The sequence below is a fragment of the Roseovarius mucosus DSM 17069 genome, assembly GCF_000768555.3.
Taxonomy (GTDB): domain Bacteria; phylum Pseudomonadota; class Alphaproteobacteria; order Rhodobacterales; family Rhodobacteraceae; genus Roseovarius; species Roseovarius mucosus.
In genome coordinates this window covers 42,712-66,463 of sequence record NZ_KN293981.1, presented here as the reverse complement: position 1 = coordinate 66,463, position 23,752 = coordinate 42,712, and the positions used below count along the sequence as shown (strand labels likewise).

Genomic DNA, 23,752 nt, shown 5'->3' with positions numbered 1-23,752 from the left:
GGTGCATGGAAAAAATATCCTTGCCAGATTAAGGATAATTCGATCAATATTGAGACTGCAAGTATCAAAATTGCACAATAGGGAGGAGACCATGAAAGTATCGAAAGCCCTGAGCGGAATTTCCCGCCGGGACCTGTTCCGCCTGTCAGGTCAGTTCGGCCTGTCATCCGTGGTATTGGGTGCGGGGGCGCTGACGGGGGCGGTCTCGCTTCCGTCTTTGGCGCGCGCGGCCGAGAGCACCTATGAAAAGCGCTTTGGCAAAGAGCCCAAGCACACGCTGAAACTGGGGGCCGCAGGATTTAACGCGCGCAACCTCCTGATCGAACGCGCCGGCGTTCTGGAATTTGCCCGCGATCTGGAGGAGCGGACCGAGGGCGAAATTCGTGTGGAATTCATCGGCGACAACCAGATCTGTGGACAGCTCAACTGCGTGGAAAAGACCCAAACAGGTGTGGTCGATATGTATTCCGCCTCGACGCAGAATTCTGCCGGCGGTGCGCCCTATCTGAACGTGCTCGACTATGCCTATATGTTCCCCAGCCGGGCCGCGCAGTATCATTTCCTCTATAGCCCCGCCTCGCAGAAAATTCTGCGCGAGCCCTTGGAAAAGCGGCATGGGCTAAAGTTCCTGTTCTCGCATTGCGAATTGCGCGGTCTCCAGATGGGCCAGTCCTTTGCCGATAAGCCCACCGTGACGAAGCTCGAGGAATTGTTCGGTACCAAGAACCGCGTGACCGGCACGCAACTCGGTCGGATCGCAATGCAACTGCTCAACCTTAACCCGGTGCCAGTGGCGTGGGAGGAAACGCTCGATGGGCTCAAGCAGGGGTTGATCGACGGGGCCGAAACTTGGGCCTCTGCCGTGGCCTATGCGAATATGGCCCCCGTTGTCAGCCAGTCGGTCGACCTCAAATTCTTCTGTGGCACAGAGCACACTTCGATGTCGGTCAAGGTGTTCGACGCGATGGAGGCGCATTTGCAGGATGCAATCATGGAGTCCGCCTATCTGGCGCAGGTCCATGTGCAGGCGGCCAACGAGGCGGCGCTTGTCAAGACGGTGGGCTTTTCAGACCCGCAACTGCCCGGCACCATTTTTGCCCAGAACGGTGTGCGCCCGGCATTTCTCGCCGACGATCAGATCAAGATGGCCGAGGAAATGTGCTCGCCCGAGTTCAACCCAGAGCCTTGGGCGCAATGGCGCGAGCGGCTCAATGGTTGGGCCGGTGGCATCGACACTTATCAGGAAATCTACAACGTCGCGCGGGAGATCCCTGTGGATACGCTGCCTGAGAACGTCGAACCGCGCCGCTGGTGGCGGTCAGCCTAAGACGATAGGCTCTGATCGGGTCGCGCAATCCGCGTGGCCCGATACCCCAAGCCGCCGACACGTGCGGCACGGACATACGGCAACCCAAAGGGAGGAACGGGCATGACCGGCTGGTTTCAGGGCACAGGCGATATCCTGAGTGCCCTCATGGCAGGCGATTCCTGGATGTTGAGTCAGGCGATGAACGAACCAGCGGCCTGGCCGCTCGGTCTGGCCGCGATGCTGGCGTTGGCCTTGGTGATATTGGTGTTCTATCGCCTTAGCCCTTGGGCAGAGCGAAATCTGGAAAAGACCATCATGGTCGTGTCTTATCTGGCTATCGGCGGAATCATCTTTGTCGAGGTGTTTCGCCGCTTCGCGCTGTCGCAACAGGTACCATGGTCCACTACGCTGCCGCCGTTTCTCTTTCTGATCATGACGTATTTCGGGTGCAGCTATAACGTCAAACTACGCACGCATTTGGCCTTTGCCGAATTCCGCAACGCCATGTCGCGTGCGGGTCAGATGGGGTGCCTGATGCTCGACGCACTGCTTTGGACCGGGTTTGCCTGGGTCGTCGTTGTTACGTCAACCAAAGTCGCCATCAACTCGGCCGCGAATTTTCAGATCATGCTGGGCACCGACAATGTGATGCAATGGTGGTTCCTTTTGTCCGTGCCTCTGGCCTTTACCACGCTGGTTGCGCGGGTGATCGAGAATGTTGTGATAGATATTGCCAATTTCCGCAGTGGCGAGACCCTGATCACCCAAGCAGTGATCGGAGGCGATTGACATGAGCGACCCAACTCTCATCACTGCTATCTCCATCGGGGTAACGTTTCTCTTCATGCTGGGTGTGCCGGTGTTTCTGGTCATCGGCTATTGGGTGATCGGCGTCTCCTTTGTTCTTGGCATGCCGCTTCAGAACATTGGAGGGGCGCTCGGGGATGTGTTCACCGATGGGTTTGCGCTTCTGGCGATGCCGCTCTTCATTCTGACCGGCGATCTCATCAACCGCTCAGGGATTGCACGGCGCCTGAGCGATTTCGCCTATGCCTGCCTTGGCTGGATACGCGGCGGGCTGGCCATGGCGGCGCTTGGCGCGTGCGGTCTCTTCGCAGCAATTTCGGGGTCCAACTCGGCCACCACTGCGACCATCGGCTCGATGCTGCATCCCGAGATGGTCAAAGGCGGCTATGATGCGCGCTTCTCGGCGGCGACGGCTGCGGCGGGCGGCACGGTGGGCATCATCATCCCGCCCTCGATCATCTTCATCGTCTATGGTTTCTTGCTCAACCTGCCGATTTCCGAACTTTTCGTCGCGGGCATCATTCCGGGCACATTGATGGTTTTGGCCATGATGTTCGCCGCCTTCCTGATCTGCTGGCGCAATGGCTGGGGGTTCCTGATCCCGCTCAGCCCGCTGCGGGTTTTCAAGACCGCGATTGGCGCATGGCTGGGGTTCTTTGCCATCGGTCTCGTGCTTTGGGGCATCTACACTGGTAAATTTTCACCCACTGAGGCGGCGGGTGTGACGGTGGGCTTTTGCGTCATCGTGGGCTTTCTTAGCCTGCCGCTCTACAAGCTGATGGGCGGTGCCAAGGGGCGCGACGTCAGCGAAAAGAAGATCTCGGAAATGCTGGTGGTGGAAGGCTTCAGCCCCCTGGAATTGCCCTCGATCACCATGCGTTCGGCGCAGATCACGGGCATTCTCGCACCGCTTATCGCGGTTTCGGTGGTTATGCAGCAAATCCTCTCGGTTTTGGGTGCGCAGGAAGTAATCGGCAATTTCGTGACCTCGATGGGCGGCTACTACGCGGTGCTCTTTACCGCGATGGCCATCGTCTTTGTCTGCGGCATGGTTCTCGAGAGCCTGCCGGTGACGATCATTCTGGCCCCGATTCTGGCCCCTATTGCCCATTCCGTCGGGGTCGAGCCGGTGCAATTCGCGGTGATCTTCCTTGTCGGGGCCTCAATCGGGTTTGTCACGCCGCCCTATGGCCTCAACCTCTATGTGGCCTCTGGGGTGACGGGCGTTCCATATTTCAAGCTCTTACGCTACACCGTGCCATACCTTGTGGCGCTGTTGTCGGTCTGGGTGCTTGTGGCTCTGGTGCCTGCCCTGTCTACAGCGCTGCTTCCGCAACGGTAAGAAAGGGCTGAACATGGATGGCGAAGGCGCAGGAACAATCCCAACCAATCTGCGACTTCTACTCGTGCTCGAGGAAATCGCACGCGTGGGCGTGCCAGTCACGCCCACTGAGATCAATGCATCTCTAGGTCTGCCCAAGCCAACCATTCACCGCCTCTTTTCCACGCTCGAGGAAGAAGGGTTCTTGCAACGCGATCTCGATGGGCGCGGTTATGCGCCGGGGCCACGCCTGCGCACCTTGGCGGGCGGGGTTCTGTCCTCGCTGCGCATCCGCACCGCGCGTCAGGCGATCCTTCAACGCCTGAGCCAAGAGGTCGGCGAGACCTGCAATATCGCTCTGCCGGATCGGGACGCGATGATCTATCTCGAGCGGGTCGAGACGCAATGGCCACTGCGCATACAATTACCCATCGGCACGCGTGTGCCGTTCTACTGTACCGCAAGCGGCAAGATGTATCTCAGCACGCTGGCGCGCAGCCACCTTGTGCGCTACCTCTCAGCCACCGATCTTGTGGCGCGCACTCCGAACACTCTGACCGATCCCGACGCGCTCTTGGCGGAAATTCAGCGTGTGCGTGATCAGGGCTATTCGCTCGACCGAGAGGAGTTCATGGAAGATATGATCGCCCTCGCTGTGCCGATCCTCGATGTCAATGACCGGTTGATGGCGACACTTGCCTTTCACGCGCCCACTCAGCGCTTCAGCATCGAGCAGGCGATGGATTTCTTGGATGCAATGCGCGCGGCGGCGGCGGATTTGTCGAAACTGGTCGCCTGAGACGCGCTCAGACCCATTTTGCCAGAGGTGGCAGGCTCATCAACACGGCGTTGGCATCGTGTCCCGTGGCCAGACCGAATTTGGTGCCCCGGTCATAGACGAGGTTGTATTCGGCGTAGAGGCCGCGATGCTGAAGCTGCGTGTCCTTGTCCGCGTCCGACCACGGCTGACTCCTGCGCTTTTCCACCAGCGGTACATAGGCGGGCAGAAAGGCGCGGCCGATGTCCTGCGTCAGCGCAAAATCGGCTTCCCAATCGCCCGTGTTGCGGTCATCCATGAAAATTCCGCCCACGCCGCGCGCCCGGTTGCGATGCGGCACATAGAAATACTCATCAGCCCAGGCCTTGAGCTTGGGATAAAGATCCGACCCGTGCGGGTCGAGATGCGCCTGCTGCTGGTCATGGAAATGCGCCGTATCCTCGGGATACTCGATGCAGGGATTGAGATCAGAGCCACCACCGAACCACCACGCATGAGGGGTCCAGAACATGCGGGTGTTCATATGCACGGCCGGGCAGTGCGGATTTTGCATATGCGCCACAAGGCTGATGCCAGAGGCCCAGAACCGCGGGTCGCTGTCCATGCCGGGCACGCCCCGCGCGGCCATCGCACGCTGGGCCGCTTCGCCCAAGGTGCCGTAAACCTCGGACACATTTACACCGACCTTTTCAAACACCCGGCCGCCACGGAGCACGCTCATGAGCCCACCGCCGGCGTCCGATCCGTCATCGCTGTGGCGGCGGGTCTCGCTGACCTCGAACCGTCCGGGTGCCGCCTCTGACATTGGTCCGGTGACATGGCTGTCTTCCAACCCCTCGAAGGCGGCGACGATGTCGTTGCGCAATTGGCGGAACCATGCGGCGGCGCGGTTTTTCTGCTGGGTGAAATCGTCGGTCATTCGTCTTGTCCTAGGGCCATGATGCCTATTAGTGCGCCGGGGCCGCGCAGGGGTCAAGCAGAGTGCGTCCGCCATCCACCGTCATGATTTGCCCGGTCATGAATGCCGACCCATCGCAGGCCAGATAATGCACCGCCTCGGCCAGTTCTGCCGCCGATGCAATCCGACCCAGAGGGGTGTGACATTCGATGTCGCTTCGGTAATCGCTGTGTTCCCTCAGCGCTTCCTTGAGCGAAGCGCTCATGACCGAACCAAAGGCCAGGGCGTTGACGCGGATACGGTGCGGTGCCAGTGCCAGCGCCAGACTGCGCGTCATCTGATCAAGGGCGGCCGAGGCCACAGAATAGGCCAAGAGATCGGGATGCGTGCAGCGCGCGGCAATCGAGGACAGGTTCACGATGGTGCCGGCGCTGCCCTCGGTCTGGCCCTCGGATTGCTTGATCATCCGGCGCGCGACCTGCTGGCTCATGCGCAGGGCGGTCAAGAGGTTCTGTTCCAGCAGCATCTCCACTGCATCGTCATCCGGGTTGAGCGCGTCTGAAGGCACGACCTGACGGCAGGCATTGACGAGAATATCCACCTGCTCAAAGGCGTCAATCGTCGCTGACAGCAGATTGGCCTGCGTCAGCTTTTGCCGCAGGTCGCCTGCAAAATACCGGATGTTGCTGCTGTCGTCATTCTCGCCCAATTCCTTGATCAGGCGCGCCTCGTCCATATCGGCAAAGACGACATTGGCACCCTTGTCAGCGAAATGGCGCCCTATGGCGAGTCCGATACCATTGGCGCCCCCGGTGACAATGGCGGTTTTCCCGGTGATGGAGAAGGACATGTCTGGCCTTTCAAGCTGGGTCCATGGCGCACGGGCGGTGCTATCGGCCCTGTCGCATCGGACGGCTGGCGTGGAGTATCTTGAAGCGCGTATCGCCTGTAACCTCGATGACCGAGCTAAAGGCTTGCGCAAGCGTGGTTTCATAAGGCAGGTGGCGGTTCGCGACCATCCAGAGGCTACCCGAGGGTTTGAGCATTCCCGCTGCCGCTCGGATAAAGGCGCGGCCCATATCGGGATCGGCGCTGCGGTTCTCGTGAAAGGGCGGGTTCATGATGACGCTATCGGCACGCGCGTCCGGCTGCCAAACGGTTGCATCGGCCCAGTAAAACTGCGCGCGTGAATCTGTCACATTCTTGCGTGCACAGTCGAGGGCCGCATGATCCGCCTCGACCAGATCAAGCCGCGCGATGCTTGCGCGCTCCAGTGCTCGTGCACTCAGATAGCCCCAGCCCGCGCCCAGATCGACTACATGCGCGCCAAGCGCCTGCGGCAGGCTCTCGGCCAGGAAGCGCGATGCCGGATCGATGGCATCGGCCGAAAAGACCCCCGGCGCCGTGACAAAGCCGTCAGCGATGGGCTGCGATGCGGTGGCGGTCCAATCGGCAAACTCTGGACCTGCGGCAAAGCTGAAAATCTTTCCGTGCGCTTTGGAGAGTGGCGCGCTGACCGTCACACGGCGCCGGCAATCGCGCAGCAACGATTCGATGCCATCGGTCTTGAGACCATCCACGATGATCGGGCCATCGGTGACAGCGGCGGCCTCTGCCAAGAGCGCGCGCGCCCGCGCCTTTGCGCGGGGTAGACAGAGGATTGCGGCACCATACCGCCCCTCGGTGGCAATGGCACAGTCATATCCCAAGCTGGCAAAGTGATCGTGATCGGGCTTGAGCGCAGTAATCACTTGCACGCGCTCTTTAGGTAGGGCCGACAGATCAGCACCTGCGCGCGGGGTCAAAACGGCAATGCGTCCCGCCTCGGGCAGGGTCGCAACCCCGTCGGCGAGGGCAAGTGTCAGGCGAGTGGCAAGGGCCAAGCTATTCTTTTTCCATGGTGCATTGCAGCGGATGTTGGTGACGACGCGCAAAATCCATCACCTGCGCCACCTTGGTTTCTGCGATTTCGTGGCTGAAGACACCAACCACAGCCAGTCCCTTCTTGTGAACGGTCAGCATGATCTCAAAGGCCTGCGCATGCGACATGCCGAAAAATCTCTCGAGCACAGCGACCACGAATTCCATCGGGGTGTAGTCGTCATTCAGTAGCAAAACCTTGTAAAGCGGCGGACGCTTGGTCTTGGGGCGTGTTGCAACGACCACCGCAGGATCGCCCGCGTCCTCCTTGGGCCCGGTCAGTGTCATCGGATGCTGGATCATTTCAGTCGTACACTCGGATCATTGCCATGTGACAGGGTCTGTTTCATGACGTCTATATATCGTTTGATCGGGGTTAGAAAAGGGTCCCAGTGAAAGAAGCCATTCAATCCGCCGTGTCGGGGACCGGCGCGATCAGGTCCGGGCCGTGCGCACGGTTGGAATTTACCGCAGGGGCGACACGCCACATCTCCAGACAATCCTCGGGCGCTGGGCGCATCAGCCGCGCCGCGCCATGGCCTGCCTCGCCCAGCCAGAGCGGCCAGTCCTGCGGCTCGAGGATCACGGGCATGCGGTGATGCAGTTGCGCCATGCTGTCATTGGCAGCGCAGGTGACAATCGCGCAGGTGTCAATCCGCTCGGCCCCGCGCGCCCAGCTTTGCCATATCCCGGCCATGACCAACGGTGTGCCATGCCGCCGCCGGATGAACCATGGCAGGCGGCTGTCGCCGTCGCGGGTCCATTCGTAGAACCCCGTGCATGGGATCAGGCAGCGGCGCGCGCGCGCCGCCTCGCGAAAGGCGGGCTTGTCGGCGATGGTCTCGGCGCGGGCATTGATCAAGAGCGGTCCGGCGGTCAGGCTGTCATACCATGAGGGCAGGAATCCCCACCGCAGGGCCGAAAGCCGCCGAGCTCCGCTCTCTCCCAGACGCACGGCGGCGATCCGTGCTGTAGGACAGACGTTGTATTCGGGGGGCTGGGACAGGTCATTGTCGGGGGCCGCGCCAAAGAGCTGCGCCATCGCGTCGTTTGGCAGGGTGATGACAAAGCGCCCGCACATGCCCGCCGCCGCGTCAGGGCTTGCGGGGCAGGCCGGTGCCGATCATCGAATCGCGCGTGACAAGGCTGGCCAATTGCGCCTCGTCCAGACCTTCTGTGCCTTGGGGTCGGGCGGGCAGTACGATATAGCGCATGTCGGCGGTGCTGTCGTGGACGCGCACTGTGACATCATCGGGCAGATCGAGGCCGAATTCGCGCAGCACCGCGCGCGGTTCGCGTACCGCGCGGCTGCGATACTCCCGCGTTTTGTACCAATCGGGCGGCAGGCCCAACAGGTTGCGCGGATAGCAGGAGCAGAGTGTGCAGACGATGAGATTATGGGTCTGCGCGGTATTCTCGACCGCGATCAGGTGGAGCGGACCGATGTCGAACCCCATCTCGCGGCTGGCGGCAGAGGCATCCGCCAAGAGCCGCGCCTTGAAATCGGGATCGACCCAAGCGCGCGCCACCACTGCCGCGCCATTGGCCGGGGATCGGGCATCCATCGCCTCAATCTGTGCGGCAATCTCGGCAGGGGTGATCAGGCCTTTTTCCACCAGCAATTCGCGCACCGCGATTTCCATACGCTGCCAATAGGTCAGTGGGCCATCATTATCGGCGCGGTAAGGGTGTCCAGAGGGGCTCATTCCCTCGTGGTGGAAATGGTCGTGATCGTGGTGGTCATGGGGCATGGTGATCCACCTTTTCGAGCCAATGCGCGTAGAGTTCGGCATCGAGCGTGTCGTCGGGGTTCTCGGCCGCCTCACCCCAGATGTCGCGCATGGCAAAACGCACGCGGTAAAGTGGCTTTTCCTCGGCAGGCAGGCCGTATGCCAATTGCTCGGGGTTGCGAAATGCCCCCAAGGGCCGCTCGATCACGCCCTCCTTGCCGCGCAGATACCACGGCGCGCGCACATGGCCCGGCGGCGTTAGAGCCTTGACCCGTACCCGCTCAGCCATCTTGCGCCTCGGCATAGGTGGGGCCACGGGCCGCGACCGCCTCCATCCGGGTGGCCAGCTCTTCCAGCGAGTAGACCCCGGCTTCCAGCAGGTTCTGGTTCACGGCGGCGATCCAGCGTTCGTAATAGGAGTGTTTCTCGAAGGCGTCCTCGCCCATATCCTCGAGCGCGCGGCGCAGCCCGTCGACGGTAAACAGTCCCTTTTGCCCGCAGAGCACCATCATTGCGTCGATACGCTTCTCCCAAAGGGCGAAGTCATGCCCTTGCATCGGCACAGGCCCGGCAGCCTGTCCGCCCATGTCGTGCCAACGGCGTCCATTCCAATCGCTCATGACAAGAAGCGTAGGAGGGAAGGCAGGGCTTGTCCAGTGGTCACGCGCCATCGTCCTCAGGGGCGGTGACATAGGTGATCTCGCCCGCCGCCTCGAGGGTGCGCACGGCGTTGACCACTGCGGTCATAGCCTCTTCGGCATCGCGCAGGCGTACGCGGCCGCGCTCTTGCATCTCCTCGCGCATGGCTTCGGCCATACGTTTGCCCATGTTATTGAGGATGAACTCCGCCACCGGCGCCAGGTCGCCCGAGGCCGCCCCTGCAAGCGCCGTGACGAGGACAGCCTGATCCACCTCGCGGGTGATGCGTGGAATATCGGTGGGTTTTACCCGGTCGGGAATATGCACAAAGGTAAAGATTGCCCGCCGCACGAGGTTTGCAAATTCCTGATCGGTTTCGTCCAATCCTGTCAGGACGTCATCGCGCGTCGCGGCGGGGGAGAAGTTGAGGATTGCGCCGACACGCTCGACCGCCCCTTGGGCAAAGGCGGCCTCTGGAATGTCATGCAGTTCCGCCGCGAGGGCCAGACCGATCCTGTCCACCGCTTCGGGGCTGACCGCGCCGGTCTGCGACACCGCACAGGTGATCCGCCGCGCCAGTTCGCCGGGCAGTTTGCCCAAGAGATCTGCCGCGCGCGCCACGTTGAGCTTGGACAAGAGCACCGCCGCAACCTCGGTGCTCTCGCGTTCGACAATCGGGATGAGCGCGTCGAGATCGGCCTTTTTGACCTGCTCCCAGGGGTCGCCCTGCTGACGCACGCCCGCTTCTTTGCGCAGGCGCGCGGCGGTTTGAGGACTGATCCGACCATCAAGCGCGCTGAGCGCCCCTGCCACCCCGCGCGGAAAGGTCAGGCCCATGCCCTCCAACTCCTGCGCGAACTCTGCGACCACATCGGCGAGCGTGCCGCGGTCGACATAACGCATCGACCCCATCTGTGTGGTCAACCGTACCTGAAGCACATCCGGCAGGTCGGTCAGCGCGATTTCGGCACCCTCATTGATCAGAAACCGGACGATGATAGCCGCCTTTTGCGAGCGCGTCAGATGGGCCGCCACCCCGCCACGATGGGGCGGGGCCAGACGGGCTAAGGGAGTGGGTGCTTTCATCGCGGGCCTCTCTGCGGGTCAGGGCTGACCTTAGAGGCCAAAGGGTGAAGAATTCTCTAAGCCTGACGCGGGATTTCGGTGGTTTCCCGGATGACGTCGCCCGTGCTTCGTGCTAGGGCCGATCCATGAGCCAGATGCCCAGTAAGATCGAAATCCTGCAATGGATTTCGGACAACCCGACCCTCACCGCGAAACGCGATATCGCCAAGGCCTTTGGCATAAAGGGGGCTGCGCGGATCGACCTCAAGCGCCTGCTCAAGGAACTGGAGGACGAGGGCCACCTGGAAAAGCGCAAGAAGACTTATCGTGACCCTGATCGCCTGCCACCCGTGAGCGTGTTGCAGATCACCGGACCCGCCTCTGACGGCGAGCTTTTGGCGCGTCCCCTCGAGTGGACGGGCGAGGGTGTGGAACCCGTCGTGCTGCTCGTTCCACGGGCTTCGGATCCTGCAATGGGAGCGGGCGACCGCATCTTAGCGCGGCTGCAAGAGGTCAAGGGCGAGACCCACCATTACGAGGCGCGGCTGATCCGTCGTATCGGTACCAATCCACGCAAGGTCTTGGGGATTTTCCGCAAGGGGGCCGAGGGCGGGCGTATCCTGCCCATCGACAAGGGCGACGGCAAGGAATGGCTGGTGGCTGCCGATGCCACAGGCGGTGCGCAGGACGGCGAACTGGTCGAAGGGGAACAGGCGGGGCCGGTGGGGCGTATGGGGCTACCAAGGGCGCGGGTGCTCGACCGGCTGGGCGATCCCTCGGCACCCAAGGCCGTGTCGCTGATTGCGATCCATCAGCACGGAATCCCCGATACCTTTCCCGATGCGGTGATCGCCGAGGCGGATGCGATGAAACCGGCGGGGCTCAAGGGCCGAGAGGATCTGCGCGACCTGCCGCTGATCACCATCGACCCATGGGATGCGCGCGACCATGATGATGCGGTCTGGGCCCATGCCGATGACGATCCGAAGAACCCGGGCGGGCATGTGATCTGGGTCGCGATTGCCGATGTGGCGCATTACGTGCGCCCCGGCACCGCGCTGGACCATGAAGCGCGCAAGCGCGGCAACTCAAGCTATTTTCCCGACCGCGTGGTGCCGATGTTGCCCGACCGGTTGTCGGGCGATCTGTGTTCTCTGCACGAAGGGGTGCCGCGCGCCTGTATCGCGGTGCGGATGCAGATCACCGCGACAGGCGACAAGATCGGGCATCGCTTTGTGCGAGGGCTCATGCGCTCTGCCGCCTCGCTGACCTATCAACAGGTGCAATCCGCGCAGGATGGCGCGCCGGATGACAAATGCGCGCCACTTATGGAGGAGGTGATCACGCCGCTCTATGCCGCCTATGCCGCCCTTGAAGAGGCGCGGCGGCGGCGTCAGCCGCTTGATCTCGACCTGCCCGAGCGCAAGGTTGTGCTGAGCGATGCGGGTAAGGTTCTGTCGGTGAATTTCACCGAGCGGTTGGAGGCCCACAAGCTGATCGAGGAATGTATGGTGCTGGCCAATGTGGCCGCCGCCGAAACGCTGGTGGCGCGCAAATCGGCGCTCTTGTTCCGGGTGCATGAGGAACCAAGCCCCGAGAAGCTCGACGCGCTGCGCGACGTGGCGGCGGCGGCGGGGATGGTTCTGGCCAAGGGGCAGGTGCTGAAAACTGCGCATCTTAACGCGCTTTTGCATGCCGCGCGCGATACGGATCATTCCGAGGTCATCAACATGTCCACCCTGCGGGCGATGACGCAGGCCTACTATGCACCGCAGAATTTCGGGCATTTCGGTTTGGCCCTTCAGGCCTATGCGCATTTCACATCGCCCATTCGGCGCTATTCCGATCTGGTCGTGCACCGAGCGCTGATTTCGGCGCATGGCTGGGGCAAGGATGGCCTCAGTCACGAAGAAGAAGCTCAGCTTGAGGCCACGGCGCAGCACATCTCCGATACCGAGCGCCGCTCGATGATGGCTGAGCGTGACACCAATGACCGCTATCTGGCGGCGTTTCTGTCGGAGCGCTTGGGCGAGGAATTCACCGGACGGATCAGCGGCATCGCCAAGTTCGGGGTCTTTGTGAAACTGGACGAGACCGGGGCCGATGGGCTGATCCCGGTGCGCTCATTAGGGCGTGAGTATTTCCATTTCGACCGCGAGGCGGGGACGCTGATGGGGTCTGATACCGGGCTCCTGATTGGACTTGGGCAGCGCGTCACGGTCAAGCTGGCCGAGGCAGCGCCGGTGACAGGTGGCATCGCGCTGGAACTAGTGAGCCTTGATGGCGAGACTTTGCCAAAGGGCCCGCGGGCCTCTCGAGGTAGACCGCCCAAGCGCAAGCTGGGAAGCGCCAAGCGCAAAGCGGCGGTTGATCGCCGCAAGGCGGAGCGTAAGCGGCGGTAGCGCAGGTGTTATCGAAGCCCGTCGCGGGCGATTGCAACCGCAAGATCCCGCACCGCCTGGGCGCGCGCGGCGGCGATGGCGGTGGCCCCCGCCTCAAGCGGCAACGGCACGCTCAGATCAAAGAGTTGCGCCCTTGCGCGGCCAGTCTCGGACGACACGAAATATTGCCCGGCAAGGCGGAACATGCCGCCCTCCTGTGCCAGCATCTCTTCGACCCGCACCTCGACCTGCGCCTCGGGAAATCCGCCAAAGGGCCAAGGCTCTGCCGCGATCCTGGCGCCCGTGATCTGCGCCAGATGACGGCTGAGTTCCAGCGTGATGGCGCGGCTTGGGTCATCCGCCCAGAAGAGGCCCGGTTGGGTGCGCAATACGCCCGCCGCATCCGAAAGATAGACGTCCTCGCCCGCTGCATAGCCTGGCAAGGACACTTCGCGCAGCGCGACCGACGCAAAGGCGATCCGCAGCTTGGTCTCGACCGGCGCGCGCGGCACGGTCAGGCGCTGTTCGGGCGCAGAGGTGCAAGCGGCGAGTGTGGCAAGCACGAGGACGGCGGAAAAGTTCTTCATTCTCATCATCTTCCCAACAGCAGCGAATTCGGATTGCGTTCAATCGCACGGGCCAATGATGACACGGCGCGGGCGGCGCGTTCAACCTCGCGCATTGCCGCGCGGGCGTCGCGGCCCACGCCATTGTCCGCAGCATAGCCTGCCAATGTGCCGCGCGCCTGTGCCAGCACCGCCTCGGCCTCGGCAATGAGACCGGGAAGATCGCGCCCTGCCTCGGCAAAGGTATCCGCCGCGTCGCGGGCCGAGCCAAGGGCGGCGGTCGCATTCTCGACTACGCCGCCTTGGCGCAATTGCGCGAGCACGCTGCGCAATTCTTCAAGGGTGGCATTCAGCGTACCTGGCAACGCCTGCGCGCCCTCTCCGGCGATCAACGCATCCGCGCTGCGGATGAGCTCGGTCAGCTCTGCTGCCAAGGCGTCAATCTCGACACTCTCGGCCTTTTGCGCCACGGCATCCAGCCGCGCGACTAGGTCGGGCACACCGCTGACGGCATCGCTCACGCCCTGCGAGGCTGCGGAGGCATCGGTGAGCGCGGTACTCAGCTTGGTTGCCAGTGCCTCTTGCGCGATTTGTGCGACCAGCGTTTCCATCTCGGTCAGCACCGCATCAAGCCGCGCGGGCAGGGCCTGAACCTCTGGCGCGCCGATGACGCCGCGTGTCTCATCCAAAAGCGCGTTGACGCTGCCCGGTATGTCACGGGTCTCGCTGCTCGAGACCAGAGCATTGGCGTTTTGCATGAGCGTGATCGCCTCGGCCATCACCTCTTCGATGGGCAGGGCGTTGATCCGCTCGAACACGCCCGTCGCGGTGGCGGACACATCGGCGATCTCGCTTTCGGTGGTGGGCAGGAGCAGGTCGCCGCCCTCTATCGTTTCGATCTCGGCCGGGGGGGCATCGGGGACGTCGACCAGTTCGATCTTGAGCCCGCCCGTCAGAAGCGAGGCCGAGGCGAGGCGCGCGCGCAGCCCCCGCGCGACGCTTTCGTGCAGATACTCCAATGCCGTGTCGCGCCCTGCGCCCCCCTCCAGCCCCAGCCGTCCGGGGCGTATCGCCAGATCAACCAAGAGCCGCACGCGCCCGTCGCCGAACCTGTCCTCGTCCACCACGCCATTGAGCGCACTCACCTGACCGATGCGCAGCCCGTTCCATTCCACCGGAGCATCGACGGTGAGGCCAGCAATATTGTCCTCGAACACCGCGGACAGCGTTAAGACTTCGCTGTCATCGCCGCGAAAGAGGCTGGCGCGGGCGGCGGATTCCTCGGGGTAGACCGTGTAGTCGTCCCCGGCGCGTGCTGCGGTGCCACCTGAAATCATCGTCTCGAACGTCACACCACCCGACACAAGGGCTGCCACGGAGGAAAAATCGAGTTGCGCGCCGGCGGGCCCCAGAGAAAAGGAAAAGCCGGACGTGTCCCAAAACCGCGTGGCGCTGTTGATCAGCCGATCATGCGGGGCAAAGATCAGCGCCTCCGCTTCTGCCGAGGCCCCATCGGCGGTGATCCGCGGTCGCCCGATGCGCCCCACCTCGATACCGCGATAGACCACCGGTGCGCCCTCGACCAGCGAGGCACGCCCCTGTGCGCGCAGCATGAGGCGCAGACCGTCTTGCCCCACACGCTCCAGAGGCGCATCTGGCAGGCCGGTGATCTGCGTGACCGCGGCACCGGGGCTATTATCCCACAGACCCTCGATATACACGCCCGACAGCACCGTCCCGAGACCCGTAACCCCCCGTGCCGTGACCTGGGGGCGCACGACCCAGAATTGGGCATCCCCGTCGATATAGGGGGCTACCTCTTGATCCACGCGCACCTTGACCAGCACGCGGTCCAGCCCGGGCGCAAAGCTTACGTCCTCGACCATTCCGACGGTGACATCGCGATAGCGCAATTCCGTCGTTCCCGCGCGCACGCCGGACGCGTTATCAAAAGCGATCTCGATAAGTGGCCCACGTTCGGAATAGGCCTGCCATGCAACACCCAGCACGACGAGCAGCGCCGCCAAGGGCACCAGCCAGATCACCGAAATGCGGTCGATCAGGTCGCGCCCTGCTGGGGTGACGGGGGGCTCTGGCGGCGGCGTGGCGGTTTGGGTCACGGTTGGCGGTCCTCTTGATCGTCAGGCGGGCGGGCGCTGTCCCAGATCATGCGGCTATCAAAACTCTGGGCTGAAAGCATGGTGAAAATCACCGAAAGGGCGAAAAACAGGCTGGCGCGCCCCGGCGTGATCGTGGCCAGGGCCTGCAATTGCACCAGAGACGAGAGGATCGCCACAACGAAGACGTCGATCATGGACCAACGGCCGATATATTCCACAATCTCGTAAAGTAGATGTTGCCGCGCCTTTGACAGGCGCGTGCCACGCCAGACGCCAAAGGCCAGACCGGCCAGGACGAGGAACTTGGCCACCGGGATCACCACGCTGGCTACCAGAATGATGAACGCGACCCCCCAGTTGCCATGCTGCGCCAATGTCACGGCACCGCCCACGATTGTATCGGACTGCGTGCTGACCAATGTCCGCGTCTCTAGCATCGGGTAGAGGTTGGCGGGAATATAGCACCCAAGACCCAAGAGCCACCACGCCCAGACCTTTTGCAGGGCCATGGGGTCGCGGGAGTGCAGGATGCTGCCGCAGCGCGGACAAAGGGCCGTGCCGAGAGGGGCAACCCTCATACAACGGGTGCAGCCGACCAGCCCCATATCGCGCGCGGTTCTCATTGATCCAGCGAGGCCCAGATCGAATAGCGGCACATCAGGCTGTCCGTCGCCACCACGAGCACCACCAGCACCGCGAACATCCACGCCGCCGGGCCAAAGACCACATCGGCCAAATCGCTCAGCTTGACCAGTGCCACGGCGCAGCCGATGGCAAAAATCTCGGCCATGGACCAAGGCACGAGCGCCTCGGAGAGGCGAAAGGCGGGGCGCGCCAGGGGCGCAGGCGGGCGGTCACGGATGATGGGGGCGAGCACATAGATCAACAAGAGCAGGCGCAGCGCCGGGATCACCACGATAAAGAAAAGCACGGCCACCGCCAGCACCGACAGCCCGCCCTCAAACACGAAAGCCGCTTGAAGGATGGAGGCGTCATGATGCATCCCGCCCGCCCCGATAGACAGAAACGGAAAGAGCACCGCCGCCACGATGAGAATGAGCACCGTCAGCGCCAGGGAAATCAACTGCTTGCCCGCCTTGCGCCGGGGCGCGATCAGCACCGTATGGCAGCGCGCGCAAACTGCGCGTTGCCGCATCGCCACCTCTGGCGCCGTATAAACCAGATCGCAGGTCGGGCAGCAGATAAGGCCCGCCAGAGCGCCGCTGTCCGTCTCGCAGGCGCTCACGAGCGTTTCAGCAGCGCCAGCAGTTCCTGCGACGGCAGGCCATCTGGCGTCACCCCCACGGATTGCTGAAAGGCGCGAATTGCGTTGATCGTGTTGGGGCCGATGATGCCGTCGATCTTTTCGATGGCGAAACCCTTGCGTTGCAGACGGCGCTGCATCTCCATCTTTTCCTCAAAGGACAGGGGGTTATAGCCGCGAGGCCAGGCTCCCCGGATTTCAGGCCCTCCACCGATCCGGTCCGACAGGTGCCCGACGCCAAGCGCATAGGCATCGGAATTGTTGTAGCGCTTGATCACACCGAAATTGTCAAAGACCATGAAGGCTGGCCCCTGAAGCCCCGCAGGCAAGAATATCGAGGCATTGCCGTAATCGCGCACCGCGCGCCCATCCATGCCGACGACGCCTTGCGACGCCCATTGCGACGGCAGGCGCTTGGCCTTGGCTGCCCCGGCGCTGAAGCCACGCGGCACTTGCACCTCGACACCCCAGGGCTGACCCTTGGTCCAGCCAAAGCGCTTGAGATAGGCGGCGGTAGAGGCGAGGGCGTCCGTTGGGTTGTCCGACCAGATGTCACGCTTGCCATCGCCGGTGAAATCCACCGCATAGGCGAGGTAAGAGGTTGGCATGAACTGCGTATGTCCCATGGCCCCGGCCCAAGAGCCCTTCATGTTCTCGGGCGTCACATCGCCGGATTGCAGGATCTGCAAGGCGGCGATGAGCTGTTTTTCAAAAAACGCGCCGCGACGTCCGTCATAGGCCAGCGTTGCCAACGATTGAATCAGCGGCAGATCGCCCAGCCGTTCGCCATAGGTGCTCTCCATGCCCCAGACGGCGGCGACCACCTCTTTTTCCACGCCGTAATGTGCTTCGATCCGTTCTAGTGCGCGGCGGTGCTTGCGCAGCGCCTCTTGCCCGTTATTGACCCGAACAGGTGAGACGGCGCTGTCGAGATAATCCCAGATCTCGCGCTTGAATTCCGATTGGTTGCGGTCCTTGGACACGATTTCGGCATTAAAGCTCACACCGCGAAAGGCGCGGTCGAACACCTGTCCGCTGATCCCCTGCGACAGGGCGCGGCCCCGAAAACCGGCAACCCAACTGTCGAAGCGGGGGTTTGCGTTAACCGGCACGATGGCAGTCTCTGACACGCCAGAGGGGCGCATCTGGGGCCGGAGGCTGCGTATCGGCACGTCACTGGCCACAATTACCGCTGCCGTGATGAGACCAGAACCGGGCCGCATCTGAGGGCGCAGCGATTGCTCTATCGCCCCGGCCAGCACCGGCTGTGCCCCGATTACAAAGCTCAATACTCCGACAAATACCGCTCGCATGGTCCGGCCCCTTTGTTATGTGGCTCTCTTCAGAGAATAGCCCGATTGTTTCCGAATCAAAAGCGATCAAGGGTGTGGAAAGGCAAAGGCGCGGCGATTTCTCGCCGCGCCTCCTTAATTTCAACAAGAGAAGCGTTCAGGCCAGATCGAAGCGGTCTGCGTTCATCACCTTGGTCCACGCGGCGACAAAATCGCGCACGAACTTCTCCGGGGCGTCGTCCTGTGCATAGATTTCGGCATAGGCCCGCAGGATCGAGTTCGACCCGAACACCAGATCGACACGGGTGGCGGTGTGTTTCACTGCGCCCGATTTGCGATCGGTGATGTTGTAGGTGCCATCGCCGTTTGGTTCCCACTTGTAGCTCATGTCGGTGAGCGTGGTGAAGAAGTCCGTCGTCAGCGCGCCCACCTTGTCGGTAAAGACACCATGGGCCGTGCTGCCGTGGTTGGTTCCCAGAACCCGCATGCCACCGATGAGGCAGGTCATCTCATGCGCGCTGAGACCCATGAGCTGTGCCCGGTCGAGCAGCATTTCCTCGGGGGACACGACGTAGTCCTTCTTGAGCCAGTTGCGGAAGCCATCGGCCAGCGGTTCCAACGGGCCGAAGGACTCGGCATCAGTCATCTCTGCAGTCGCGTCGCCGCGACCGGGAGCAAAGGGCACCTCGATCTCGAAACCAGCGGCTTTGGCCGCCTGTTCGATGCCGACATTGCCCGCCAGAACGATCACATCCGCCACACTTGCGCCGGTCTCTGCCGCGATGGGCTCGAGCGCGGCCAGCGCCCGCGCCAGACGGGCAGGTTCATTACCTTCCCAGTCCTTTTGAGGGGCCAGACGGATGCGCGCGCCATTGGCACCGCCACGCAGGTCAGAGCCACGGAAAGTGCGCGCGCTGTCCCATGCGGTGGCAACCATGTCCGACAGGCTCAGACCGCTTGCGGCGATCTTGGCCTTGACGGCGGCGACATCGTAGCCGGTCGAGCCCGCGGGGATCGGGTCTTGCCAGATCAGATCCTCTTGCGGCGCGTCCGGCCCGATGTAGCGGGTCCGGGGGCCCAGATCACGGTGGGTCAGCTTGAACCAAGCGCGGGCAAAGCAATCCTCGAAATAGGCCTGATCGGCCATGAACTTTTCGCAGATGGCGCGATAGGTCGGGTCCATCTTCATCGCCATGTCCGCATCGGTCATCATCGGCATGACGCGCTTGGTCTCGTCGGTCGGGTCGACCGGCATGTCCTCTTCGCGAATGTCGATGGGCCGCCATTGCTGCGCACCGGCGGGGGATTTGGTGAGTTCCCAGTCATAGCCGAAAAGCAGCTTGAAATAGCCCATGTCCCATTTGGTCGGGTGGGTGGTCCATGCGCCCTCGATACCCGAGGTCACGGCATTGGTGGCCTTGCCGCCAAGGTTGGGGTTGACCCAGCCAAAGCCTTGATTTTCCACATCTGCCGCTTCCGGCTCTGCGCCCAACGCGGACGCATCACCATTGCCATGCGCCTTGCCGACCGTGTGGCCGCCGCAGGTCAGAGCGGCGGTTTCCTCATCGTTCATGGCCATGCGGGCAAAGGTTTCGCGCACCTGCCCTGCGGTCGCCAGCGGATCGGGTTTGCCGTTCACGCCTTCGGGGTTCACATAGATCAGGCCCATCTGCACGGCGGCAAGGGGGTTCTCCATGGTTGCCGGGTTCTCGACGCTCTCATAGCGGCTGTCAGAGGGGGCTAGCCATTCTTTTTCAGCGCCCCAGTAGGTGTCTTTCTCGGGGTGCCAGATGTCTTCGCGACCGAACGAGAAGCCAAAGGTTTTGAGGCCCATCGACTCATAGGCGATGTTGCCCGCGAGCAGGATAAGGTCGGCCCAGCTCAGCTTGTTGCCGTATTTCTTCTTGACCGGCCAGAGCAGGCGGCGGGCCTTGTCGAGATTGCCATTGTCCGGCCAGCTGTTCAGGGGCGCAAAGCGGATGTTGCCATGACCGCCGCCGCCACGCCCATCGGCCAGACGGTAGGAGCCGGCGGAATGCCATGCGAGACGGATCATCAGACCTCCGTAATGGCCCCAATCGGCGGGCCACCAATCCTGGCTGTCGGTCATCAGCGCCTTGACGTCGGCCTTGACCGCCTCGAAGTCGAGGGTCTTGACCTCTTCGGCATAGTTGAAGTCTGCGCCGAGCGGATTGGTTTTCTGGTCGTGCTGATGCAGGATGTCGAGATTGAGGGATTTAGGCCACCAATCCATGACGCTGGCGCCTGTTTCGGTCACGCTGCCATGCATAACCGGGCATTTGCCGATGTTGTTGCCGTCCATTTTTGTCTCCTACCTGAAGCGTTTTCGTCGGTGAGTGGTTGGATTCGCCGCTAAGGATGCGACCGATTCCAGAGGCCACGCGCGTTATCCTCGCGCGGTGTAACAGATGCTTTTAATAATTAATAATTGGATTTACTAAATGTAACCATAATCTATGATTATTTCGTGTGATCTCGCCGCAAGCGAAATACGCCCGTGCCCGTGGCGATGAGGGTGCCGTTATCATCCCACACCATGCCTTCAGCGAAATAGGTGGATTTACCGCCGCCCGTGCGCCGTGCCTCGGCGATCAGCTTCGTTCCGTTGGCCTGCCCCAGATAGTTGACCGTAAGCGACAGGGTGAGCGCCATTTGCTGTCGCGCGGGATCGCCGGTATAGCACCCGGAAAACCCCATGGCGGTATCGAGCATGGTCGCGTGAATGCCGCCATGGGGCAAGCCTTGGCGGTTCATCAGGAACGGTTCCAGCGGCAATTCCAGCCGCGCAAAGTCCTTGGACCAGGCAATCAGGCGATATCCAAGATGGCTTTGCAGCGCCGAGGGCGGTTCGAGCAGGTTTGGGTCAAGGTCTTGTGTCATGTCTTGTCCTTGGTAGCGCACAGGCCCGCGCGGGCGAATTCCGGCACATAGTCCCCAAGACGCAAGCCGCGTGCAGGGTCCGAGGCGTTGCCATCCAGAGCGCGTTTCTTGACGCCTTGCAGAATGGCCGCCATGCGGAAATAGCTGAAGGCGAGGTAGAAATGGAACCCCTCGATCGGGGCAATTCCGCGTCGTTCGCAATAGCGGGCGATAAACTCCGCATCCGACCAGAGACCAAGTGCTGCGCGGTCCACACCTGATAGGCCGCGCCCCTCTGCCGTGGCGGGCATCGACCATTGCATGATCACGGCGGCAAGGTCGGCGTAGGGGTGGCCGAGGGTCGAAAGCTCCCAGTCCAGTACGGCGACGCAGGCGGTGCCCTCGGGTTCAAAGAGCAGATTGTCGAGCCGGTAGTCGCCATGCACCAGAGTGCGTTGCCCGTCGTCGTCGGGAATATGCGCATCGAGCCATGCCATGAGGGCGGTCATGTCGGGCAGGTCTTCGGTGGCGGTGGCAGTATATTGCGCGCACCAGCGGTCCACCTGACGGCGATAGTAATTGCCGGAGGGGCCATAATCCGTGAGGCCCGTCGCCAACAGGTCAACCTCGTGTATGGCGGCCAGAACGCGGTTCATCTCGTCGATGATGGCGTGGCGTTTGGGCGGGCTGAGGCCGGGCATTGCGGGGGCGTCAAAGGTGCGGCCCTTGACCTCGTCCATGATGTAAAAGGGTGTGCCGATGACACGCTCATCCTCGCATAGAATATGCATGCGCGCCACGGGAACCGATGTGCCTTGGAGCGCGCGCTGCACGCGGAATTCCCGCTCGACCGCATGGGCGGATTTCAAGAGCACGCCGGGCGGTTTGCGGCGCAGGACGTAGCTGCACTTGGGCGTTGTCAGGCGGTAGGTCGGGTTGGATTGCCCGCCGCTGAATTTCTGTGCCGTAAGCGGCCCTTCGAAGCCCGGCAGATGCGCGGCAAGCCATGCCGCGATGGCATCGGTATCGAGCGCGCTCATGCGCCGTCCCCGCGTTGGTCGGGGTGGATGTAATCGGTGAACTGGTCGCGCAGCGTGAGTTTCGAGACCTTGCCGGTGGCGGTCAACGGCAGCGCCTCGACCCAAAGCAGATCGTCGGGCAATTGCCACTTTGCGAAATGGGTTTCCATATGGGTGCAGACCTCTGCCAGCGTCGGGCGTTCTGCCCCTGCGGCCACCGCAACCAGGACGGGGCGCTCATCCCATTTCGGATGCGGTACGGCGATCACAGCACAGGCGGCGATGCCGGGATGCGAGAGGGCGGCGTTTTCCAGATCAATCGAACTGATCCATTCGCCCCCCGATTTCACCAGGTCCTTGGACCGGTCTCGGATCGTGAGCCGCCCTTCGGGGCTGACCGAGGCGACGTCGCCAGTGCCAAACCAGCCCTCGGCATCCATCGCAGCGCGCGTGGCCTCGGGGTTCTCGAAATATCCGCTGATGACGGTGTTGCCGCGAATGAAGAGTTCGCCCGCCGCCTGTCCGTCATGCGGCAGGCGTTGGCCGGCGTCATCGACGATCTTGTACTCCACTCCAAAGAGGCGTCGCCCGGCGCAGCATTTGGCGGCGATACGTTCGGTCAGCGGTGCCGATTGCAGCGCGGGGGACAGCACACCATAAGCGCCGATGGGACTGGTTTCGGTCATGCCCCAGGCCTGCGAAACCACGACGCCGCGTGTCTCATAGGCCTCGATCATCACGCGCGGCATGGCCGAGCCGCCGACCACCAGATCGGCAAAACCTGATGGAACGCGCCCCTGTGCCTTGATTTCCGCCAGCAGCCCCGCCCAGACCGTGGGCACGCCCCAGGCGGAATAGACACTCTCTGCGTCCATCAGACGAAAGAGGCTGGCACCGTCAAGGTTTGGCCCTGGCATCACCAGTGTCATGCCGGTGAGCGGTGCGACATAGGGCAGTCCCCACGCGTTGACGTGAAAAAGCGGCACCACGGGCAGCGCTCGCGCCCCGGCGCGAAAGCTCGAGGTCTGGCAGAGCGGCACTTGCAGCGCATGCAAGAGCGTGGAGCGGTGCGTATAGAGCGCGCCCTTGGGGTTGCCGGTGGTCCCGGAGGTGTAGCAAAGACCAGCGGCGGTATCCTCGGGAAAGCTGGGCCAGTCAAAATCGGGGGGCTGCGCCGCCAGCAACTCTTCGTAGCAGAGCGCGTCAAAGGCGCAGTCGGGCATGTGTCCGCGGTCGGTCAGGATGACAAAGCGCAAATCGGGTGGCAAGTCGGGCAAGAGCGCCTCGATCAGCGGCACAAAGGTGAGATCGAGAAACAAGATCCGGTCGCCGGCATGGGCGATGATATAGAGCAATTGTTCGCGTGACAGCCGGGGATTGAGAGTGTGGCACACCGCACCGATGCCCGAAATCCCATAATACAGCTCGAAATGCCGGTGTCCGTTCCATGCCAGCGTGCCGATCCGGTCGCCCGGTTCTACACCCAGTGATGTAAGCGCCTGCGCCAGCTGCGCCGCCCGCGCCAGCGTTTGCGGGTAGGTCTGGCGGTGCAGATCGCCCTCGACCCGAGCGGACACGATGCCTTCGGCAGCATGCGCTTCGGCGGCGTGCAACAGGATGTCGATGATCCTGAGCGGCCGATGCATCATCTGGCCCTGCATGGTGGTTCCCTCCCTCGTGCCTCTGTCGCGACGGTGGCATGAAAGTGGAGGGGGATCAATCGGCTGGAGGGACCTTGACTTATTGCGAATAATTCTCATATT

Annotated in this window: 23 protein-coding genes; 5 read left to right on the top strand and 18 right to left on the bottom strand. The window is 62.5% G+C overall.

Annotated elements, in window-relative coordinates; all coding sequences use genetic code 11:
* Window positions 1–91 precede the first annotated feature (91 nt).
* The 4 genes from ROSMUC_RS13965 to ROSMUC_RS13950 all read left to right on the top strand — a co-directional run bounded on the left by ROSMUC_RS13965 (window position 92) and on the right by ROSMUC_RS13950 (window position 4,236).
* Window positions 92–1,327 carry a TRAP transporter substrate-binding protein gene (locus ROSMUC_RS13965; RefSeq protein ID WP_037274356.1) on the top strand — a complete coding sequence of 412 codons (1,236 nt, stop codon included), beginning with the start codon at window positions 92–94 and terminating at the stop codon, window positions 1,325–1,327.
* Between the two features lie 102 nt (window positions 1,328–1,429).
* A complete protein-coding gene (locus tag ROSMUC_RS13960) occupies window positions 1,430–2,098 on the top strand; it encodes a TRAP transporter small permease (protein WP_037274353.1) in 669 nt (222 codons plus the stop codon).
* A 1-nt stretch (window position 2,099) separates the two neighbouring features.
* On the top strand, window positions 2,100–3,458 hold the full coding sequence (locus ROSMUC_RS13955; RefSeq protein ID WP_037274350.1) for a TRAP transporter large permease: 1,359 nt from the start codon (window positions 2,100–2,102) through the stop codon (window positions 3,456–3,458).
* 13 nt (window positions 3,459–3,471) lie between these two features.
* On the top strand, window positions 3,472–4,236 hold the full coding sequence (locus tag ROSMUC_RS13950) for an IclR family transcriptional regulator (RefSeq protein WP_037274347.1): 765 nt from the start codon (window positions 3,472–3,474) through the stop codon (window positions 4,234–4,236).
* 7 nt (window positions 4,237–4,243) lie between these two features.
* Here the strand turns inward: ROSMUC_RS13950 and hemF are convergent, their stop codons facing one another.
* From hemF to ROSMUC_RS13905, 9 genes are all read right to left on the bottom strand, one after another.
* Window positions 4,244–5,134: an oxygen-dependent coproporphyrinogen oxidase gene (gene hemF, locus ROSMUC_RS13945; protein WP_037274344.1), complete on the bottom strand. Its 891-nt coding sequence runs from the start codon at window positions 5,132–5,134 to the stop codon at window positions 4,244–4,246.
* Between the two features lie 28 nt (window positions 5,135–5,162).
* Window positions 5,163–5,963, bottom strand: a complete 801-nt coding sequence (locus tag ROSMUC_RS13940; RefSeq protein ID WP_037274341.1) for an SDR family NAD(P)-dependent oxidoreductase — start codon at window positions 5,961–5,963, stop codon at window positions 5,163–5,165.
* 40 nt (window positions 5,964–6,003) lie between these two features.
* Entirely contained in the window at window positions 6,004–6,996 is a 993-nt protein-coding gene (locus tag ROSMUC_RS13935; protein ID WP_037274338.1) for a class I SAM-dependent methyltransferase, read from the bottom strand.
* 1 nt (window position 6,997) lies between these two features.
* A complete protein-coding gene (clpS, locus tag ROSMUC_RS13930; protein WP_425442817.1) occupies window positions 6,998–7,321 on the bottom strand; it encodes an ATP-dependent Clp protease adapter ClpS in 324 nt (107 codons plus the stop codon).
* A gap of 118 nt (window positions 7,322–7,439) precedes the next feature.
* Window positions 7,440–8,114, bottom strand: a complete 675-nt coding sequence (locus ROSMUC_RS13925; RefSeq protein ID WP_037274331.1) for an SOS response-associated peptidase — start codon at window positions 8,112–8,114, stop codon at window positions 7,440–7,442.
* Between the two features lie 13 nt (window positions 8,115–8,127).
* A complete protein-coding gene (gene nthA, locus ROSMUC_RS13920; protein WP_037274328.1) occupies window positions 8,128–8,784 on the bottom strand; it encodes a nitrile hydratase subunit alpha in 657 nt (218 codons plus the stop codon).
* Window positions 8,774–9,052 (bottom strand): SH3-like domain-containing protein, encoded by a 279-nt coding sequence (locus ROSMUC_RS21690; protein WP_037274325.1) that lies wholly within the window; start codon window positions 9,050–9,052, stop codon window positions 8,774–8,776. Before ROSMUC_RS21690 ends, nthA begins: the two co-directional genes overlap by 11 nt.
* On the bottom strand, window positions 9,045–9,383 hold the full coding sequence (locus tag ROSMUC_RS21685; RefSeq protein ID WP_037274322.1) for an SH3-like domain-containing protein: 339 nt from the start codon (window positions 9,381–9,383) through the stop codon (window positions 9,045–9,047). Before ROSMUC_RS21685 ends, ROSMUC_RS21690 begins: the two co-directional genes overlap by 8 nt.
* Before the next feature lie 40 nt (window positions 9,384–9,423).
* Window positions 9,424–10,488, bottom strand: a complete 1,065-nt coding sequence (locus ROSMUC_RS13905; RefSeq protein ID WP_037274320.1) for a flagellar motor switch protein FliG — start codon at window positions 10,486–10,488, stop codon at window positions 9,424–9,426.
* A 125-nt stretch (window positions 10,489–10,613) separates the two neighbouring features.
* On the opposite strand from ROSMUC_RS13905, the gene rnr reads away from it, so the two are divergent.
* Window positions 10,614–12,869, top strand: a complete 2,256-nt coding sequence (gene rnr / locus ROSMUC_RS13900; protein WP_037274317.1) for a ribonuclease R — start codon at window positions 10,614–10,616, stop codon at window positions 12,867–12,869.
* 8 nt (window positions 12,870–12,877) lie between these two features.
* Here rnr and ROSMUC_RS13895 read toward each other — a convergent pair whose 3' ends face one another.
* From ROSMUC_RS13895 to ROSMUC_RS13855, 9 genes are all read right to left on the bottom strand, one after another.
* Window positions 12,878–13,435, bottom strand: a complete 558-nt coding sequence (locus ROSMUC_RS13895; protein ID WP_052115391.1) for a PqiC family protein — start codon at window positions 13,433–13,435, stop codon at window positions 12,878–12,880.
* 5 nt (window positions 13,436–13,440) lie between these two features.
* Window positions 13,441–15,534 carry a PqiB family protein gene (locus ROSMUC_RS13890; RefSeq protein ID WP_037274312.1) on the bottom strand — a complete coding sequence of 698 codons (2,094 nt, stop codon included), beginning with the start codon at window positions 15,532–15,534 and terminating at the stop codon, window positions 13,441–13,443.
* Complete coding sequence (locus ROSMUC_RS13885) at window positions 15,531–16,157, bottom strand: paraquat-inducible protein A (protein ID WP_206018457.1); 627 nt, start codon at window positions 16,155–16,157, stop codon at window positions 15,531–15,533. Before ROSMUC_RS13885 ends, ROSMUC_RS13890 begins: the two co-directional genes overlap by 4 nt.
* Window positions 16,154–16,780, bottom strand: a complete 627-nt coding sequence (locus tag ROSMUC_RS13880; RefSeq protein ID WP_052115366.1) for a paraquat-inducible protein A — start codon at window positions 16,778–16,780, stop codon at window positions 16,154–16,156. Before ROSMUC_RS13880 ends, ROSMUC_RS13885 begins: the two co-directional genes overlap by 4 nt.
* Complete coding sequence (locus ROSMUC_RS13875; RefSeq protein ID WP_037274310.1) at window positions 16,777–18,111, bottom strand: lytic murein transglycosylase; 1,335 nt, start codon at window positions 18,109–18,111, stop codon at window positions 16,777–16,779. The genes ROSMUC_RS13880 and ROSMUC_RS13875 overlap by 4 nt, the downstream gene beginning before the upstream one ends.
* Before the next feature lie 136 nt (window positions 18,112–18,247).
* On the bottom strand, window positions 18,248–20,413 hold the full coding sequence (gene katG, locus ROSMUC_RS13870; RefSeq protein ID WP_037274307.1) for a catalase/peroxidase HPI: 2,166 nt from the start codon (window positions 20,411–20,413) through the stop codon (window positions 18,248–18,250).
* Window positions 20,414–20,571: 158 nt separating this feature from the next.
* On the bottom strand, window positions 20,572–20,991 hold the full coding sequence (locus ROSMUC_RS13865; RefSeq protein WP_037274304.1) for a PaaI family thioesterase: 420 nt from the start codon (window positions 20,989–20,991) through the stop codon (window positions 20,572–20,574).
* Window positions 20,988–22,010 carry a phosphotransferase family protein gene (locus tag ROSMUC_RS13860; RefSeq protein WP_037274301.1) on the bottom strand — a complete coding sequence of 341 codons (1,023 nt, stop codon included), beginning with the start codon at window positions 22,008–22,010 and terminating at the stop codon, window positions 20,988–20,990. The genes ROSMUC_RS13865 and ROSMUC_RS13860 overlap by 4 nt, the downstream gene beginning before the upstream one ends.
* Window positions 22,007–23,650 (bottom strand): long-chain fatty acid--CoA ligase, encoded by a 1,644-nt coding sequence (locus ROSMUC_RS13855; protein WP_037274298.1) that lies wholly within the window; start codon window positions 23,648–23,650, stop codon window positions 22,007–22,009. Before ROSMUC_RS13855 ends, ROSMUC_RS13860 begins: the two co-directional genes overlap by 4 nt.
* Between the last annotated feature and the right edge of the window lie 102 nt (window positions 23,651–23,752).